Source organism: Bacillus sp. TH25 (assembly GCF_016650935.1).
GTDB lineage: Bacteria > Bacillota > Bacilli > Bacillales > Bacillaceae_G > Bacillus_A > Bacillus_A mycoides.
Map to the genome: position 1 here is coordinate 1,096,155 of NZ_JAEKEU010000009.1, position 18,264 is coordinate 1,114,418.

The 18,264-nt window shown below is 32.5% G+C and carries 12 protein-coding genes and 1 pseudogene; 8 read left to right on the forward strand and 5 right to left on the reverse strand.

Translation table 11 applies throughout. From position 1 onward, the window contains the following. Nucleotides 1–373 precede the first annotated feature (373 nt). Nucleotides 374–1,507 (reverse strand): hypothetical protein, encoded by a 1,134-nt coding sequence (locus JFT89_RS10020; protein ID WP_201039887.1) that lies wholly within the window; start codon nt 1,505–1,507, stop codon nt 374–376. Between the two features lie 2,090 nt (nt 1,508–3,597). Between JFT89_RS10020 and JFT89_RS10025 the strand changes: the two genes are divergently transcribed. Next, nucleotides 3,598–4,338: a MerR family transcriptional regulator gene (locus tag JFT89_RS10025; protein ID WP_002069459.1), complete on the forward strand. Its 741-nt coding sequence runs from the start codon at nt 3,598–3,600 to the stop codon at nt 4,336–4,338. 34 nt (nt 4,339–4,372) lie between these two features. Here JFT89_RS10025 and JFT89_RS10030 read toward each other — a convergent pair whose 3' ends face one another. Further along, nucleotides 4,373–5,827, reverse strand: a complete 1,455-nt coding sequence (locus tag JFT89_RS10030) for an FtsZ/tubulin family protein (protein ID WP_002069458.1) — start codon at nt 5,825–5,827, stop codon at nt 4,373–4,375. Between the two features lie 14 nt (nt 5,828–5,841). Further along, nucleotides 5,842–6,255, reverse strand: coding sequence for a hypothetical protein (locus JFT89_RS10035; protein WP_002069457.1), 414 nt, complete (start codon nt 6,253–6,255; stop codon nt 5,842–5,844). Between the two features lie 1,545 nt (nt 6,256–7,800). Between JFT89_RS10035 and JFT89_RS10045 the strand changes: the two genes are divergently transcribed. The 4 genes from JFT89_RS10045 to JFT89_RS10060 all read left to right on the forward strand — a co-directional run bounded on the left by JFT89_RS10045 (nt 7,801) and on the right by JFT89_RS10060 (nt 13,906). Continuing rightward, nucleotides 7,801–9,084: a replication-relaxation family protein gene (locus tag JFT89_RS10045; RefSeq protein ID WP_201039888.1), complete on the forward strand. Its 1,284-nt coding sequence runs from the start codon at nt 7,801–7,803 to the stop codon at nt 9,082–9,084. 190 nt (nt 9,085–9,274) lie between these two features. After that, nucleotides 9,275–9,667, forward strand: coding sequence for a hypothetical protein (locus JFT89_RS10050; protein WP_016096937.1), 393 nt, complete (start codon nt 9,275–9,277; stop codon nt 9,665–9,667). A gap of 17 nt (nt 9,668–9,684) precedes the next feature. Next, a complete protein-coding gene (locus JFT89_RS10055; protein WP_201039889.1) occupies nt 9,685–13,182 on the forward strand; it encodes a DNA translocase FtsK in 3,498 nt (1,165 codons plus the stop codon). A gap of 97 nt (nt 13,183–13,279) precedes the next feature. Next, nucleotides 13,280–13,906: a CPBP family intramembrane glutamic endopeptidase gene (locus tag JFT89_RS10060; protein WP_002069449.1), complete on the forward strand. Its 627-nt coding sequence runs from the start codon at nt 13,280–13,282 to the stop codon at nt 13,904–13,906. A 28-nt stretch (nt 13,907–13,934) separates the two neighbouring features. On the opposite strand, the gene JFT89_RS10065 is transcribed toward JFT89_RS10060, so the two are convergent. Beyond that, on the reverse strand, nt 13,935–14,420 hold the full coding sequence (locus JFT89_RS10065) for an LMxysn_1693 family intestinal colonization protein (RefSeq protein WP_033707478.1): 486 nt from the start codon (nt 14,418–14,420) through the stop codon (nt 13,935–13,937). Between the two features lie 358 nt (nt 14,421–14,778). Between JFT89_RS10065 and JFT89_RS10070 the strand changes: the two genes are divergently transcribed. The 3 genes and pseudogenes from JFT89_RS10070 to JFT89_RS10080 form a co-directional block, all read left to right on the forward strand. Then, nucleotides 14,779–15,762, forward strand: a complete 984-nt coding sequence (locus tag JFT89_RS10070) for a hypothetical protein (protein WP_002069446.1) — start codon at nt 14,779–14,781, stop codon at nt 15,760–15,762. Between the two features lie 9 nt (nt 15,763–15,771). After that, complete coding sequence (locus tag JFT89_RS10075) at nt 15,772–16,698, forward strand: hypothetical protein (RefSeq protein WP_033707477.1); 927 nt, start codon at nt 15,772–15,774, stop codon at nt 16,696–16,698. Nucleotides 16,699–16,773: 75 nt separating this feature from the next. Next, nucleotides 16,774–17,139 (forward strand): annotated as a pseudogene (locus tag JFT89_RS10080) (RNA-guided endonuclease TnpB family protein); the annotation flags it as partial. Between the two features lie 28 nt (nt 17,140–17,167). On the opposite strand, the gene JFT89_RS10085 reads toward JFT89_RS10080, so the two are convergent. Further along, nucleotides 17,168–18,115, reverse strand: coding sequence for an AraC family transcriptional regulator (locus JFT89_RS10085; RefSeq protein ID WP_002069440.1), 948 nt, complete (start codon nt 18,113–18,115; stop codon nt 17,168–17,170). Nucleotides 18,116–18,264 lie beyond the last annotated feature (149 nt).

Here is an 18,264-nt window from a genome sequence, read left to right on the forward strand (position 1 = left end):
AAAGAGAAAATACAAGTGCTTATGAATCCTTATATACCATACGTTCTTTTATAATGTATCAAATTACATATCGTACTATCCCCATTACATACAAGTAATGAATCATAAAAAACACAAATTAAGAAGCTAAATATCATATTACTAAGAATTCACAGGTTTTAATATATAGTATTAAGATAATCACAAGTATTGAATCGAATTATAAACAAAATGAATCGTATCCAAAAGCAGCATAAACTGTTTATATATTTACGTAAAAGCGCCGGTAAAGACATTTCCTTAACAAAAAAACATGTCCTCAAATTAAAGAACATGCCAAATAACCCTTGCTTTTATGTGATTTTTTAACAAGGGCTGCTGCTTACTATATTTTTTAAGATTTTATGAAGTCTGGATAGGCACCATTTTGATTATAATAATTCATCATTACATCGTATCTTTCTTCTACAGACAAGCTTTTTTCCGTAAAATTAGTCCAGGATTCTCTAAATTGTACTCGCATAAATGCAGGAATAGAGAATATTTCTTGCTCTTTCGTATAATTTTCAACCTGATCTAATGCATAAGTCATTGCGGTAATCAGTAATACGTTTTGTTTTTCCTTTGTTGGCATGTATGCAGCAATGTCCACAATTTCCTGTTTAAATGCAATCATCATATTTTCACGATCTTTCTTTCGTAATGATTGTCCCATATACTTTAAACGAGATACTGCTTCCTTTCTGCATTTCGCTACTGGCCTATGTAAATCTTTTTTATCATTCTCCATTACACAGTTTGAAGAAAACACCACATTGAACTTTTCAATGATGACTTGCTTCACCTGTTTTCTAACACGCGCTATGCGAGAGTCGCTAGACTTCTTTTCCTTAGAATCAATTGCTGTAAATTTCACAATTGGTTTTAAAATTTCTATGTATTGTCGTACCTTCTTTGCATTACGATTCAATTTATCCTTTAAAAAAGCCATTCTTCTTGTAATCTCGAACTCTTGAATCTGGTGCTTATAATGCTCCATACCAATTTTTCTCGAAAAAGTATTTATTAATTCTAATAGGAACATAATCCCTCTGTTATCACGAGCCTTTACAAGACTACTAAGTATAGTTGTTTGAATAAGATGAAATGGAATTCGGAAATATGATAGTGATATATCTGTAGTTTTTGCAGCAGTATGGTTATACAAGGCATAACCTACAACCTCATATACAGTACGATTTCCAACAGGTGTCTCTTTTACGAGCCTACGCTCCAAGCAAACTTGAAACCCCGTATAAATTGTTGTGTAGGGAATCCCACTTTTCTTAGCAAGATCCATGATTTGAAATTCACGTGGTAGCATACCAATATCATTACATTCAAAGTGAAGCAAGATATAAGTAGCTAAAGCTGAAGATGGTAATTCTTTTCGTTCATTTTCTAGTTTCACGATGTTTAATAATCCATCGAAAAACTTAACCCCATGAACCTTAAAGTTCTGTTGGGAAAAAGCCATTTGCGCATTCATAGTCTTCTTTTACTCCCCTCCCCAAAAACACAAAAAAGACACACCGCTGGCAGGTAATACGCCTTCGGTGTGTCCGTTTAGCAAATTTTTATTTATTTATTTGTATATAACCCTTAAACAATTGATATTCATGTATAGATTATCTTTATAAAATTAAAATGTCAATACATTTTCTCATTTAAATTTTATAAGAAATAAAACCTATAATTGATTTAATTAGAAGTTGTACCGTAGATATCCTCTTACTGTTAATAATATGCGTTCGACTTCCTATCATTTCCATTTGAATAGACTTTCCCCATAACAACCACACTTTTTTTAGCGTAACACTATCAGTATGTCCAAGTTTAGAAGATTACTTGCAAAAACTTTAGAGTTTTTGCACCAAAACCTTTCAACCTTTATATACAGCCGGATTTTCAAAACTACTTAGTACATAATTAACTCACATATTAATGTTATGTAAACAATTAAAATTCATTCCAGAGAATGCATTCACATTAACATATCAACTGACATTAACATGTAATCAAATTCCCGCTGTTAAATGTTGATTTCATATCAATATCTAACAGCGGAGAACAAGTATACACACACATTCATTTGACATCATTAACAACCTTATAAGAAACATTTCTAAATGACTAGAATTATAAATACCTATAGAACCTGCCCAGGCTTGCACCATAGTTAAAAGCTAACAAAATATAATAAAACTTATAAACCAATACATACTTCAGTGTATTAATAACCTCTATAACAAATCTCAATTATTTTTTTGATATATTTCACCTAAATAAACACTACTTCGATGGAGCTTCAAAATTCACTCTTAACTCTATGAAACTAAACCCTTAACAAGTTGTCCTTTTAGTTGATACAAAATTAACAACAAGTATAGCATCGTATTCAAATATCAATCTCTTGTTAATAGCATTATAGTTTCATGTTAATGATAATAATATAGATATTCTTAACAATATCACTCAATAACCGGTCAACATGTTAATTTCATTCTCTTTATTCACTTTGTTATTTGCACACATAATTAATCAATTAACACCGAAAAGGTATTGATCGATTTATTTAGATGATCAAAAGGAAACTTTAGCATATTTAACCTCCATATCAAAGTGTTCTATAAAATCCATCACTATATATTTATTTTATTTATATATTAATCAAAGCGATTATTGAACATTCTATGTTGAAAGTGCCCCTTTATGGAAGACCGCCATAGATACAGCAGGCGCCTATGGTTATTTTAGTTGATAAAACATTAACATTGATAGGAGGCTGTTCTTGTGTAATTTATTTCATATCAATGTCACATTCCATGTTAATGTCAATACAAACCCAAGATTCGCCCCTGGATCGGATGATTTTCACCTTTATTAAAAAACAAGGCGTTTTATGTTAGATAAATAACGTCTTTAAGTTGTTTAAAAGCTACCAGTATTAAATTAACTATGCAAATCCAACCAAGTATCCTATACCATATTAAAATACTCGTACATTTCACATTAATGGCAGCGTAGAGTGGGAATTAACTCTTACAGTTTATTTATCTTGATTCTGATCCTATATCGCTAAGTACATTTAAATTCACCAAATAATACTACTACATTAGTATTATTACCTTTTTCTCTAGTTTTTATACATTATAATTTAAATTCCTTAGTTTAGTATGCTTGTTTTTCCATAGTATACTTTAATTATATCCTTATAACTTATTTACAAAACACCTATATTTCCTTATCATTAATATTAAGTGACATGATTTGTTAATCTCATGGCAACTATCATTAATCTTACTAACATAAAAGATAGGTATTTTCATCGATAGAACATTACCATTTAGACACTTAGAGTTAACAGTAATATCAACAAATCAAGCATATTACGTGTTAACAGTTAATGTTTTGTTAACAAACATTCGGTTACATGTTAATTTTATATTTCATGTCAATTACTGAACAGGTAGGGATTTACATGATTATTATCGAATTAATGCCTAACATGTCAATTTCAGTTTACATGTTAATTACAAATAGGGTGTTTATGAGTTGATTTTTAAGGAGGTAGTTACAGTGATTGACCAAAAAAACGAATCACAAGACCATCAAACTAATGATGATGACATATTAAATGATACTGTTTTTGAAAAAGCATGGCGAATAACTGAATTTTCTAAACTAGTAGGGCGTCATCATAATACTGTTTATAATTGGTTCAACATTCTAGAGGAAAAAGGGCTTCACGAAACTTTAAGAACCCAAAACACAAACGAAAAACTCTATAATACGTTAGATCTTGAAATTGCTCTATTTATAAAACAAAAAAGAGATGAAAAATGGTCTTTAGATGCCATTATTGACCTTTTACCACACCAGTTTGATTTAAGACCAGTTTCACCAGAGAATCAAACAAATGAAGTATCTACCGAATTAAACCTTCAAGCCGCTGCAGAAATTATCGAAAAAATGGTAACTAAGCAGTTAGAAGAAAAAATAAAACATATTGAATCTCATTATGAAGAAAGGGTTGAAAATATACTGAAACAGTTACCACAACCAGAAGATGTAGAAACCATAAAATTACGCCAACGCCAAGATAGACTGGATAATTTCATTATTGAGCATAGAGCACGTCAGGAATTAAGAAAACAAGCAGAAAGCCTGTGGAATAGTAAACCTGAAGAAGAGCGTACTAGAAAAGTAGGGTGGTTTAAAAAAGAGGAAGATTTGGGTAGAAAACAACTCTTCATTGAGCAGTACATACAGGATAATATTATTGATTATATAAAATCTCTTATGAATACTGTGGAATAACAAAAAAGTCTGGATCTTTATCCAGACTTTTTCTTTATTTTGTAGTACCGAACATCTTATCTGGATCTAGGAAATCCGCAAATTCATCATCTTCATTTGCTCCAGCATCTTTATTTTCTTCATCACTACCCATATCAATAAAATCTCCAAATGCAAAGCCTAAGTCGTCATCATCATCTACATTCTCTATTGTACTAATTTGAGACTTTGTGTACTGAATTTGGCTTTGTCTTTCTTTAAACTCATTAAATTCTTCAACTAAACCTTTAGATAACCTTGATGGTAATGCATCAGTTTTATAGAACGTATATACACTTCCTAAGAAATCATTCTTACTTACTAAATACCCGTTAAAAACGGTACCATTTATAGGTAGATTATTTGAAACTTCTACTTTAGCATCATCCATAAAGGAATCATCAATGTTTTTTTGCTCATCTAAGATAGCCAGCATGCCAAAATGATGTACTCTTGACGCTTCAACAGAACCATCGTTATTTTTCTTCATCAAATCAATTGGAGGATGGAATGAGCTTCCTCTTAATGACTCTTGGAACATCTCTATAATTGCATGGCTATTTTCTATCTGGTTCATATTGCGTGAAACCTTATTAATAACTAAACAGCCCGTTTTCTCAAGTAAAATACGTTTAAAGTCTTGAGAATCAAGTATTACAGATGTACCAGATCCATTGGCAGCAGTATTTAACTCATGAATAATCTCACTAATGCGTTGATTTGCATAGTCTCGTGAATTGGCAATACCTTTTTTCTCATTTTCATTTAATTTCTTAAATTCATCATAAAAGTGCTGGTTATCAGCAAATACTACAAATGCTACACCTTTTGATTTATCATTTGCTAATTTCCAAATCTCCTGTGAAAATTTATTTACTTGTCGTAATACATCTGGCCCATCTGCTCGGACAGGCAGTGTTACAACAATCCCCATTTTTATAAAGTCTTTGCGTTCAATAGCATTTTCAAAGGCGATTCTCGTAAACTTCGCTTGATTTGCTTTTATTTCAGCCATTGGGTATTGCTGTGCAACTTTTTGTAATTCTTGTCTAATTACTGGCTTATTATGAAAAGCCGAAAACTCTTCAATGGCCTTAATGATTGTAGAAGTTCCTGTGCCTCCACCAAGTCCTGCAAAAAACAAAACAAGTTCATCAGATGGTCTTACACGTTCAGTTATAAATTCTTTTAATTTTTCTTTTGCGTCATCATTTGAATCAAGAACCTTTACCGCACGCTCAGGGTTTTTACCTAAACCACCTAATTTAAGTGAAACTTGATTGCTTTTTGGTACATTTTTTAGTTCGGCTAGATCCCCATCATTACTATTTAGCGCTAAGCAGTTATATACTGCTGTTCCGTCTGTATGTTTATATTCCGCAAATTTATCTACCATTCTAGTACCAGCTTGACCAAAACCAATCATCGTCATTTTAACTGCTACTTCATTCTTCAAAAAGTTCTTTGCCATTATTTTATCTCTCCTTATTCACTTTTTTTTCTTTTTCCTAATTCAATAAGTACTTGTTGTCCTCTATAAGTTAAGATTAAAAATTTATATGGGTGCATAGTCTTTTCATAAATTAAAGACATTGATGATAATGTACTCACACTTATTTCAGCCGAACGCCTTGATATATTTGTACGTTCAACTTCTAATGAATAAGATTTTCCTTTTGTTTTCTTTACTCTCCTGTCTATAACTACATTTTCCACTATTTCATTAATGGATATGCCCCTCATATATGTTGTCTCTTGAAATTGTTTGTTTACTACGTTTCCTATGTATAGAAATACACTGTATAGTATCTCATCTTGTTCAAGAATATCAGCAAACATGTTTACTACTTCATCTGTAAACTTGATTGTTTGATATTTTTCACTTAAAACCTCGTTCAAGTTGTCCCCCCCTTAAAGCATTGGTTAATTATTCCTAGAAACATAGTACATCATTATACGTCGTATATCAAGTCATTCTATATAAAACTTATATATAAAACTTATATATAGAACTTATAAGTCTCTTAATAAAAGAAATCCTTATTTTACATAGGTTCTTATATACGATGTATATATAAAGCGTATATATGATATATCAATCTCACACTTCATGTAATTCACATTTTAACAAGGATTGATTTACTATCATGACTACATGAAATGAACATATCAAAAAATAGCTCTATTTTATTGACATAAAACTTATAAATTATCAATCCAAAACCTTGTGCATTTTATATATACACTTTGTATATACAGCGTACATTAAACGCTATATATATCAATAAATTCCATTCTTATATATATCAATTTCACATCAACACTACATAGTAAGCGGTACATGTAAGTTGTGTGTATAAGAATTATATGTACCGCTTATATAATAATGAGGGGAAAGTTCTGTATTTTAATAATTAACATTGCACTCATCTATTTATATTGATTAAAAGCTTCCATTAAGTTTCTATAAAAATTCATACTTCATTTTCCCTTCATTAACAATTTGCTTTTACATGATTCATCTCTTGTTAGAAAAGGGATTGTTAATGTTATGTTAATGCATTTCTTCACTTAACTTAACTCTTTTATTAATTCGCACAACTGTGTATGCAGTAAAAACAAGGGTGCTGCATGTGAATCCAATTTCTTATCAATTTCAGTCATTCCTAAAAATCTATTAGGGAAGATTGTTAATTTCATATCCACAAAATTACTCAATCATTTTAAACACTTTGTAGTTTAAAATGATTGAGTAGTTTACTTCGATCGTTCTGACATTTTCACTCCATTATTTTCATATGAACAAAAGACGGTATCTCAAAATTTATTATGTAGTTTTATGGTTTAGTGAATGGGGATCTATATTAAGGTAAAGAGCCCATGGACGTATTTATACCATGCCGTTGATTCAGAAAGAAATAACATTAATTTTCATCTAAGTAAATTGATGATTCAACACAAAAGGAAAAGCCTACAAAAAATTGAATCTCGCACTGAACCAGTAATAGAAGTAGACACTCAATCACAAAAAAGAAATTAATAATCTAATAACGAGGAAAGAAAATCACTCTTTGTTATCAAAATCCTTTTTATAATTCTTGAATAATTTCAATCCATAAAAATCTTAATATTCCTATCTACGTCTTGTTAGGGCGGTATAACATCACTTTATTAGTAATTTTTCTTTTGAATGCTTGTTAGGTATCTAGCAGTACCCCGTCCTAACAATCAGAACAATCTCGTAAATCCCATTAAATCAATAATTTTCTACAGATTTATAAAGCAAGTTATCATCCCAACTTTGGAGTACAAGAGTAGATATCTCTAGAAGGCAAATCCTCTCATTCATTTTTTCTTGTTTTACAACCAATATTTAGATGTACTAGTATATATAAAATGATACTTATTTAGTTTTAGTTTAATTTAAGATACGAGGTGTATATAATGTTCAAAAAACTGTATAAATATAAACGACCAGGTACCCAAAAATATTTTCATCTAAAAGAAGCAGACATATTTGTTTTTACAGTTTTATATTACAAAAGAGCCCTTACAACACGTCAAATCACTACGTTATATAGTGCATTTGAGGGGAGGGAATATTCAGAAGCAAGCGTATTTACAAAACTCGACCGATACTCCCAATATGGTGCTATCCTAACTAAAAAAATAGATAAAAGGGATGACAGTATAACAAAACGCGCTTTATTTTCCTTGAAAGAGAAAATAATTGAATTCTTAAAAGAGATAGGGAAGCTCCCACCTGGCGCTTCAAAAAAAAGATATTCACGTATAAATTCACTTCACACTTTATGTTCACGTGAGGTTCTTGTTCGTACTCTACTAGCTACTACAGAGAAGACACAAAATAATGAGATTTTATATGAATTAGATATCCGCTCTTATTACCTGAAGAAAAATATGAGAATTGAGGATGGCCAGTTACCGGTGATACCTGATGAACACATTTCATATCAAGATAAAAATATCTATATTGAAATGGATATGTGTAAAGAAACCAATTCTACCTTAGTTGAAAAAGTAGGCAAGTATGTAGAATATGCTCAAAAAACGAAGGACAATGTTTCAGTTATTTTTGTCATGTACGACAAATCAATGTTCCTTGCAGAAGAAGCAGAACCACCATACGTACGTATGAAGAATCTATTATTTTCTATGAGGGAGTATCACGAACTTTTAATGACAATACCTAATCTAAATATGTACGTCTGCTCACTTAAAGATGCTGGAGACGTTATTTCAGATATCATTCTTGGAAAAGATGACAACCAAAATTTCGAACAAGATATTCTTGTGCCTTTATCTCAACGTACAGTAGGAGATGCTGAATGGCGTTATGCATTTGTTGAGAACGTACAAATATTTAAGGAACCAATAGATGGCGGTCTACGTCGAACTTATAGGCGAGACAAAGACGTTATACAAGATTTCTTCTTTATTTTTGGGAACGAAAATGATTATCGAATGATCGCTAGATTAGATGACGTCGTGTTTTCAAGAAGAGAAGGGGATGACGGTGTTCCACTTGTAGTTATCTATCCTAAACGTGAAAAGCCCAGAGATATTCTTCTGATGGACACTTATGAAAATGTACGACTGCTATCAATCCAAAATAAAAGTATCCATATAGACATGGATGAACAGATCATGGTACGTACTGCAAATAACGTTCATCCGAAAAGACGTAAACTTGTTGAGTTATATTAATCTATTATTTTTTTATATAACACTATATAATTTTATTGATTTTCATTATTTAAGGTGGTAGAATAACGTTTGAACATATAATTAAAACTACAATCAAATCAGAACATATGAATTAAGGCAAGCGACACACGCTGTTTTTACAGTGGGTGTCGCTTGCCTTTTTTTATTTGGAGAAAGGTGGAAAATGAAAATGAATTTGCAATTTACAACTGCATCAACAGCCAATGGGGGAGTGCTTTCTGTGAGAGAGGCATTAGCAAATCCAGAACTAGTACTTGAACATATTACAGAAGAAGGTGCGGAGTTCAGCGTTTCACTACAAGATATTCAAATACCTGGTAAGCCTAATTATTATTGGTACGACGTATTGATTGAAACTGCAACTGCTAAGAAAATAGAAGTGAATATTGCTGTACTTTCTCAAGAAGAATATGACAAGCTTTGTGAAAAAGCTAGTATCGACCTATATTTAAAACAGACTGAAGATGCAGCAAAGTTCTTTCTAGAAAAGTCAAAAGAGCGATTTAATCCAGAGTTACAAGAACGTTTTACATTCCGCCATAAAGCTCAGCTGTTTCTGTAAGGAATAGGTGAGCCTTTATGAATACGTTTAAGCAAAGGTTGCCTTTATTTACAACTATTACACTAATTAGCGCATTTATTATTTCTTTTGGAGTCGGTTTAATAAACTATATAAAGTTACTATACTATGCATTTGAACTACCGTCTTATCCTATAGAAATTACATATGTACCACTTATCTTAATGTTCTTCTCTTTATTTCTAGGAGAATTTAGTTTTCGTTTCTACAGCCGTATTCCAGCTTTACATGTGAAAAATGGGAAACTTTTCATTCTAATTGCTTCACACATCGCAGTTGATATCCAATTCTTATGGTTTGCAACTGCTCCTATCCATGCAAAGGTTATCCCTTATCTCACGGATAAAGCAACGCATGTTAATTTTGGTGAATATCAGGCAGTAGGCCATGTATTAACGGGGAATTTCCACACATTAACCATGATATTTGTGTTTTTACCTACTGTATTTATGATCTTGTTTACTCTTTGGTATAGCGGGCATATTGTTCGTTACCGGGAAGAAATTTTAAAATGGGTACAAAAATATGAGTACAAAAACCACAAGTTACAAAAATGGTTTAATAGTCAGGAACAACAAATATATCCTGATGTAGAAATTGGTCCTCATATTGAGCATAAAGAAATGGTTCGTATCAAAGGGAAAGATAGAACATTAAATGGAATCATTATTGGTCCAATTGGTTCTGGTAAAACATCTAGTTTAATCATTCCAATGATTAATCAAGATTTACACTGGATGGTACGTTTCATTAATAAGTTCGAGAATGCTTATAAAAAAAATGATTATGATATGGAAGAAGTAAAAGGGACGTTTTTAAATGGTGTCACTGTTATTGAACCGAGTAATGATTTATGTCAAAAAGTATTTAAGTTAGTACAAGCACACAAAATTCCTGAAAGCTCTGTTTACTATATTGATCCAACTAACCCTGATACAAAAAACATAAACATTCTGCGTGGACCAGTTGATAAAGTAGCAGAGGTTTTCGCAATGGTTATTCAGGGTTTATCTGAATCCAATAATGCATTCTTTGAACAAGCACAGCGTAACCATCTTAAGCAACATATCTATTTATTAAAGCTGCACAACCCGCAAAAAGATGTAACCTTCGACGACTTGATAGAGATGTATGATGATGTAGAACGTGTCCATCGTATGCATAAACTGTTAAAAGTACAGGTGGAAAGGTTATACGATTTTGTTCAAACTGGCGCTGCTTCGCGGGACCAGAACAACGAATATAAAATTATAAAAGGGATAGATGAGTGGTTTGATAATACAATTCGAGAAAAAACAGATTCTCAAGGCGAACCTGCGGTTTATAAAAAAGGGAAATACCGCGGGCACCCCATGCATTATGATAGAGAAGAAGAATATGTAAAAGGATTACGTAATATTTTAAAAGACCTTGCTTCGAACGTACTAATACGACGAGTTTTATTTGGTAAATCCGATTTCGATTTTGATGTACATTTAGAACAAGGTGGAATTTTATTAGTAAATACGGCAAAAGGGGAATTGGCAGACCTTTCTAATGTATTAGGAAAATTCGTCTTACTTAGTATGCAGAATGCTGTATTCCGTAGAGAACCAAACGTTTCACCATACCACCATATAATTGTCGATGAATTCCCAGATTACGTTGTCCGCCCGTTTAAAGAATTCCCTGCACAATCTCGTAAATATAAAGTAATCCTGACAATTGCAAGCCAAACACTATCTCAATTAGCTCTCGATTTCACAGAGCAGTACATGTTTACCTTGCTGGGCTCATTCCGTAACAAAATGATATTTGGAGATGTTACGCCATATGATGCAAAGATTTTCTCTGACATGTTTGGCGAAAAAGAGGAATTTAAAGAATCTGAATCTGAACAAGGCATTTCTCCTATGCAAGAGAATCCCGTTAGTCGTTTAGGATCAACCTATCAAAAAACAAAAGAAGTGGTTATGTCGCCAGGGGATATTATGGCACAAGGTGCATTTATTTGTGCTGCTCGTATCGTACAAGATAATCATGTGCAGCCTGTACAACAAATCACAAGTAATTTTGTACCCAAAGAAGAGTTTGCTAAAGCGATTATTCAAGTTGACGAAAAACTAGGGCAATATTGGGGAAATGAGCGTCTCATTCTAATTAAGGAATCTATTACTAAAGCAAATCCAATGAGGCACGTAGATGCGGAGAATATGAAAACAAAAGAACCATTACCACCTATACAGATTGATACGATGAAGCAGAACAATTCTATAGGAACAGACGAGGGACAACAGCAAATTGTCTCATTGGATAATTATAAGGAGAATAAATCTGAACCTGAAACAAAAGAAGTCGAAGATATAGTTGTATCAAATACATCCATTGCTAATGAACAACAGACAAGCCACAACGAGAAAGATGAAGAGGACACTTCTCTATATGAAGAGATTAAAAGCTTCGTAATTGAATCACAGCAAGTCTCGCCATCCCTGCTGCAAAGAAAATTTAGGATTGGCTATATGAAGACAGCGCGATTAATTGAGAAGTTAGAACAAAATCTAGTTGTCAGCTCCTATACAGGAAAAGAACCTCGTAAAGTTCTAATTTCAAAAGACAATAGTAGTCCACTATCGCCAGAGGCGTCTGATATAAATTCTACCGTCTTGTACGAAACAAATCCCGATAAAAGTATTCCTCAAGAAGTAGCCATTCCAAGCGAAGACAAGGAGGCCGCGCTTGAAGAGACAAGCTTTTTTAAAGATATCTTATATGATGATGTTGTAATTTTTGTGAAGCAGTCCAGGGCGGCTTCCCTATCGGCATTGCAGGATAAATTTAATATTGGTTCTACACGTGCCTCACGCTTACTAGATGCCTTACAACGTCATGGAGTCTTAAATGACATAGACACGCAACAAAAGTTGGAATGTGTAACACCTGAAATACATGAAGAGATAGTTGAAGAAATAATCAAGGAAGTAATTGAGCTAAAGCCAGAGGATATAGTAGATTCCTATGAAATAGATATGGATGTGGCCGAACTTAACAAAGGTTTATCCATTTCTATAATGGAACAAGAGTGGAACACAGATGCTTCAATTGAGATGGAGCTTTCAGTTAGAACCGAACCATTCCAAGAAGAGTTACAAGAAGAAGTAAATACACTGCAAATAGCGGAAGAATCAGAAACAGATATTGGTGAAAAGCTGATTCCAGTTATAGAAGCAGTAGATTTTACAGAAGAAAACAAACTAGATGACGAAGTTGCAAAAGTTTACGAATCAATTAGTGCTACTGTTCATAAAAACTTAGAAAAAAACATGGTAGAAAACACAAAAAACACTGAAGAGCAACAAGAGTATAGCCGTATGACCTATAAAGAACGTCAAGAACGCCTCAAGGCTCAACAGAAAAATAAGTATAGTGGTGCACAGCCACTGTCATATAGAAATGAACAACCTAAGAAAAATACATCTAACGTGATGAGCAAAGAATTAGACGAGTTTTTTAATTGATAATTTCATAGAACCCATACTACCTAAAATATGATAAAATAAAACTAATAGATATGTAAAAAATATACACAAATTGAAATTAATAACAGAGGGGCCGATGGATATCAAAAAATCTAAGGATTTATTGTATTGTACCTTAATTTTTATAGGCATAGTTTTACTTTTGAGGTTCTTTGAATATTTGTTTAATATTACAATATATACTCAAATGAGTGATTCTTTTATAATAACTCTGATTTTTTTGATAATGTTTTTTCTTCCTAAAAAGGTAAGGCAGTATATGCTACAAAAAATTCATTGGTCGTTTTTTGTCGACTTTAAAAATTACTTATATGTATTTGGGGGATATATCATAATATTTGTTTTATCACAGACAGGGAATTTAATCGTTATAAAAGATCAAGCAATAGATACCGAGACAATACAGATTACATCCATGACCCACATAGCTATAGTTATTTTAGGCGTGGTTATTATGACACCATTTTGGGAAGAGATGTTTTTTAAAAGAATTGTATTAGATACATTAGAGTGTTACATTCCATTTTGGCTTAGTATCTGCATAGTATCCATTATTTTTGCCTCATTACATAGTATGCCAATGGAGTATCGTATTTTTCCATTTATATTGAGTGTTGTAACTAGTTTTATATATAAAAAAACAAATTCATTATTAGCACCATTTTTTATCCACTGTCTATGGAACTTAACCAGTATTATTTGAAAGAGCCCTTTTTACAAAGGGCTTTCTTTTAAACTGGTACTCTATCAAGAGTTGTAATTCTCTTATTTACTGTTTCGTCAGAAATAAGCTGTCCAATTGGATTATATGTTTTAACTCTTATACGATAATCTTTTACTACAGAATACTCTTTGAATTTACGGCTTGATGAATTCACTTTAGAGCCTCCAAGTTTAACCGTAGCTCCTTTATATGAAAATGATATCTCTCCTGAAAGTGTCGAAGTACTACTTAATGTAACAGTTCCCTTATACGTTCTAGAAACTAAGGATTCAGAAACGATACTACTTTTATACTGATTACAAGTAGCACATAAAAGTTTTGGTTCTTGAACACCGAAATTTGCTGGATTTAATACAGCATTTTCATCTAAAATTTCAATTTCATATGTGTTTTGAGGTTCCATTTCGGCTGAAGCAGACGGGGTAAATCCTACTAAAATAGGTATTGCCAGTAATGAAGTTGAAAGACTAGTTATAATACTTTTCTTTAACAATTAAATCATCCTCCTTTATTATCGTTCAACCAAAAAATAACATATTTGTATTAATAATGGAATATTTTGTTAGCATTTTATATATAGAGATCAATTGGTAATTATTGGTACAGCGGGGATTGTTACTGTTTTTTTATTCCTCTACTTAATGTACTTGTATTATAGATTTAATAATATTTCTACTTACAATTTTTCTATTAAACTCATATTAATTTTATACTTGCAAAATTTTTGAAATACCATTATATTAGAATTAATAACTATATAAATAAACTATAACTTACGTGAAGGACACACCTTACGTACCATTCCAACGGTACAGGTGTGTCCTTTTTTACGTTCTAGGAGGAAAAATAGGATGACAGTAGAGAAAGAAACAACACACGTTGCAGAAGAACTAGGAATGGCTTTTGAACAAGAAATCACAGCAGGGGACACACCAGTAGAAACAAACTTCAACCAATTTGAACGAGTACGTGAGCATGAATTAGAAGAGTTAGCTCGTATGAAACGGGAACGTATTATAGGTAAAGGCTTAATTACAGTAGTCTCTGAAAAGTTGTTCCCAACTAAAAATGGTAAATCAGAACGCATACCCGTACTTACGATGCAAATTGGTACCCATACAACTGCATATTGCCCTATTACAGAGGCAGGGATAACAATTCCTAAAAATCCTCAATGGCTAGTTGGTAAAACAAAACCTGTTATCATTGAGCATTTCCAAAAGACAGAGGAAGGGAACTTTGCCGTTGTATCAATCACAGCAGGAGAGCTCGCATTACAAAAAAGATTATATGATGAAGTAACCTCACAAGGTGGGAATAAAGTATACACAGGAACAGTTTCAGGTCATATTCCAACTGCACAAACCGTTCTGGTTGAAGTCCATGGTGTAACTATAGGGGTAAGGTACTCACATTGGTCACATTCATTTGTACGTCCGGAGGATATTATTATTGGTGATGTTGTAGAGCTCATTATCGATAAAGTAGTAGAAAAGAACGGCCGCTATGAATTTAGAGGAAATAAAAAGAAACTAGAAACAGATCCAATGGAAAAGCTATTAGATCTTAAGAAACGACGTGACCGTTTTGTAGGTAAAATTGTAGGTGTAGATGCCATTGCTGGTATTTTCGTAGAAGTTGCACCAGGTATTCAGTTTAAAGGCTTAAAGAGCCGTAATCTTGCCAATCCAACTCCAGAAGATGCAATTAACCAAACAATCGTTACATGTGAGCTGCTTAATATTGATCCAAAAAATCGCAGAGGAACTGTACGTATTTTAAATTATCCTCAAGGCCAAAGTAAAAAATCTAGTTCTGCAATCTTTCAATTTTAATGAATGACTATGCGTACAATAGAGAATCAAATGTCTCCATATCTCCCTTCCGTCCCACATTTATCAAATGAGGACGCACAGGGACTTCAGGTATATCGGATACATAGTCTGGATAAAACCTATGTATTCCATTCCTATGACGAATTAGTTACGTTTAAGCAGCGTTTAACAGAAGAACAGCATGCAATACTAACTTTCATCGGTATTCATACATCTGTTCGTTTTAATCATTTATTATATCTATTCAAAGATAAGTTTTCGCGTAAGAGAATTAATGATGCACTTCAAGGACTACTTTACTATCGTCTCATTGAAAAATGGCAAGTAGAGAATTTTGATATGGAAATTCTTGAGGAGGCTTATACGTTATCCGATAATGGGTTTAAGCTCTTAAAGTACTGGCAAGGAAATATGTTTTACTTTGCTCCGGAGCGCCTTGATAATCACGGCAAATACGTTCACCTACGTTATTGGCATGATATAGACTTACTCTGCCATCTACGCTATGCTCCGTCCTTTGTGGGGCATATTATGCATCCATCTATAAGTAAAGGGGTTTTTACCCCTCCTTTAAGTTTTGTAGTAAGCGGTGGAGAAGATCGTAAATTTAATTTTGTTGTATACTCCACCTTATTATCAGATACAAAGGATCGATTAAAGCGGATTATCGCTAGATGGAAGACTTTTGTAGAGTCAGGGAAAGATGTTATTATGCAAGACTTAGGGAATAATCCTACAATCTTAGTTGTTTATGTTTCTACTGAAAAACAGGCAAAGCAAATTAATAATGATCTACTACTTGATTTAATTCCTGGTAAAGTATTGCTATGTATAGGAGAAACCTTACATTCTCAAGGATTACAACATGCTTTTTATCAGCCTCTTGCAGAAGGGGAGATTAAACAATTAAATACAAAGCTATTCGCAACAAACTAAGCCATCCTTACAAGCTATTGCTTTCTTTTAAAGGGTGGCTTGTTTACTTTTACAAATAGAGATGATTTGCGTGTTTTATCATTTGAAATCATCAAAAACCATGATGTTATCGGTATAGAAGATTTGCAAGTATCGAATATACTAAAGAATCATAAGTTAGCAAAAGCAATTAGTGAGGTATCATGGTCACAGTTTTGAACCATGTTGGAATATAAAGCAAAATGGTACAGCAAACAAGTCATTGTCGTATCGAAAACATTTGCTTCAAGCCAATTATGCTCTTGTTGTGGATATCAAAACAAAGACGTTAAACACCTAAACCTACGTAAATGGGACTGCCCTTCTTGTCGTAAACACCATGATAGGGATATTAACGCAAGTATCAATCTAAAGAATGAAGCAATACAGCTTCTAACCGCAAGGACTGCGGGGATAGCCTAATAAATTAGAGTTCGATAGAACTCTTTACTTAGGAATCCTCCACTTCTAAACGAAGTGAAAGTGGGGGTAGTTCAATGCTTTGTATTCGCTGCTTAAACTCTTTCGGTAAACAGTTATTTTCTTTTTTAAACAACTTATAAAACTGTGACATGTTTGCAATTCCAACTTCGCATCCGACATCTGTAATACTAAGGTCACTTGTTATTAATAAACTTTCAGCTTGTTTGATGCGCTTATAATTCACATAATCTAAAAAGGAAATACCCATAATTCTTTTAAAGTATTTGATGAAATAATGATAGCTTAAATTTATTAATGCACATGCTTTGGTTACGGTTATCTTTTCTCCTAAATGATCTTCTACATAATCAAGTACTGGTTTTAAACGAGCAAAGTCGTCTTGTTCACTATAATTTAATATGTTATGCGTGTCGTTTCTTACTAGTAATAAAAGTAATTTCTTAATGGCAGCACTAATTGCGATTTCATATCCGTTCATTTTCATTTTTGATTCTGTAAAGATTTCTGTAATAAGAACATAAGCCTCATGTTTCACCACTTCATTTTGTTCAAAAATATAATTTAACTCATTTAAGGATTTTGTTTGTTCTGAAAAGCAATGTAAATATTGTATAATGCTTCGGTCAAAGTGTTGTTTTAAATTTACTTGAAACACAACGTAGTGTAACGAACCTGCAGAAGGTTTATGTGACCGATGCAACTCAGATTTCCCAAAAATAAAAACATCTCCAGGGCCAAGAACAATATACTTATCTTTATTTTGTATGCCTAAATCTCCTTCTATAATTGCTAGAAACTCAATCTCTTCATGATAATGCCAAGGGGCACTCTCAATTTGATTATTATAAGAGGTTTCCATAACAATGTCCCATACCTTTAAAAATAGTAATGGATTTTGATAAATAACCTTTTCTTCAATTGCTTCAGCAAGCTTATTACAAATCCCTTCTGACATAGACGTTTACACCTCCTTATTAGCAATATAACACCTTTATCAAAATGCGATAAGTAAGTTGCCTTATTTCTTATAGAAAAAGGCAACTTTTGATAAAAACATAACGATATATAGCATATTTTTTCAGTAAAAAAATTTCTATAATAATT

Coding starts and splice junctions, on each gene's coding strand:
- JFT89_RS10045 (WP_201039888.1), top strand. CDS start 7,801: ATGTTCAAAAAACTGTATAAATATAAACGACCAGGTACCCAAAAATAT.
- JFT89_RS10020 (WP_201039887.1), bottom strand. CDS start 1,507: ATGAATGCGCAAATGGCTTTTTCCCAACAGAACTTTAAGGTTCATGGG.
- JFT89_RS10075 (WP_033707477.1), top strand. CDS start 15,772: ATGCGTACAATAGAGAATCAAATGTCTCCATATCTCCCTTCCGTCCCA.
- JFT89_RS10055 (WP_201039889.1), top strand. CDS start 9,685: ATGAATACGTTTAAGCAAAGGTTGCCTTTATTTACAACTATTACACTA.
- JFT89_RS10085 (WP_002069440.1), bottom strand. CDS start 18,115: ATGTCAGAAGGGATTTGTAATAAGCTTGCTGAAGCAATTGAAGAAAAG.
- JFT89_RS10060 (WP_002069449.1), top strand. CDS start 13,280: ATGGATATCAAAAAATCTAAGGATTTATTGTATTGTACCTTAATTTTT.
- JFT89_RS10050 (WP_016096937.1), top strand. CDS start 9,275: ATGAATTTGCAATTTACAACTGCATCAACAGCCAATGGGGGAGTGCTT.
- JFT89_RS10030 (WP_002069458.1), bottom strand. CDS start 5,827: ATGGCAAAGAACTTTTTGAAGAATGAAGTAGCAGTTAAAATGACGATG.
- JFT89_RS10070 (WP_002069446.1), top strand. CDS start 14,779: ATGACAGTAGAGAAAGAAACAACACACGTTGCAGAAGAACTAGGAATG.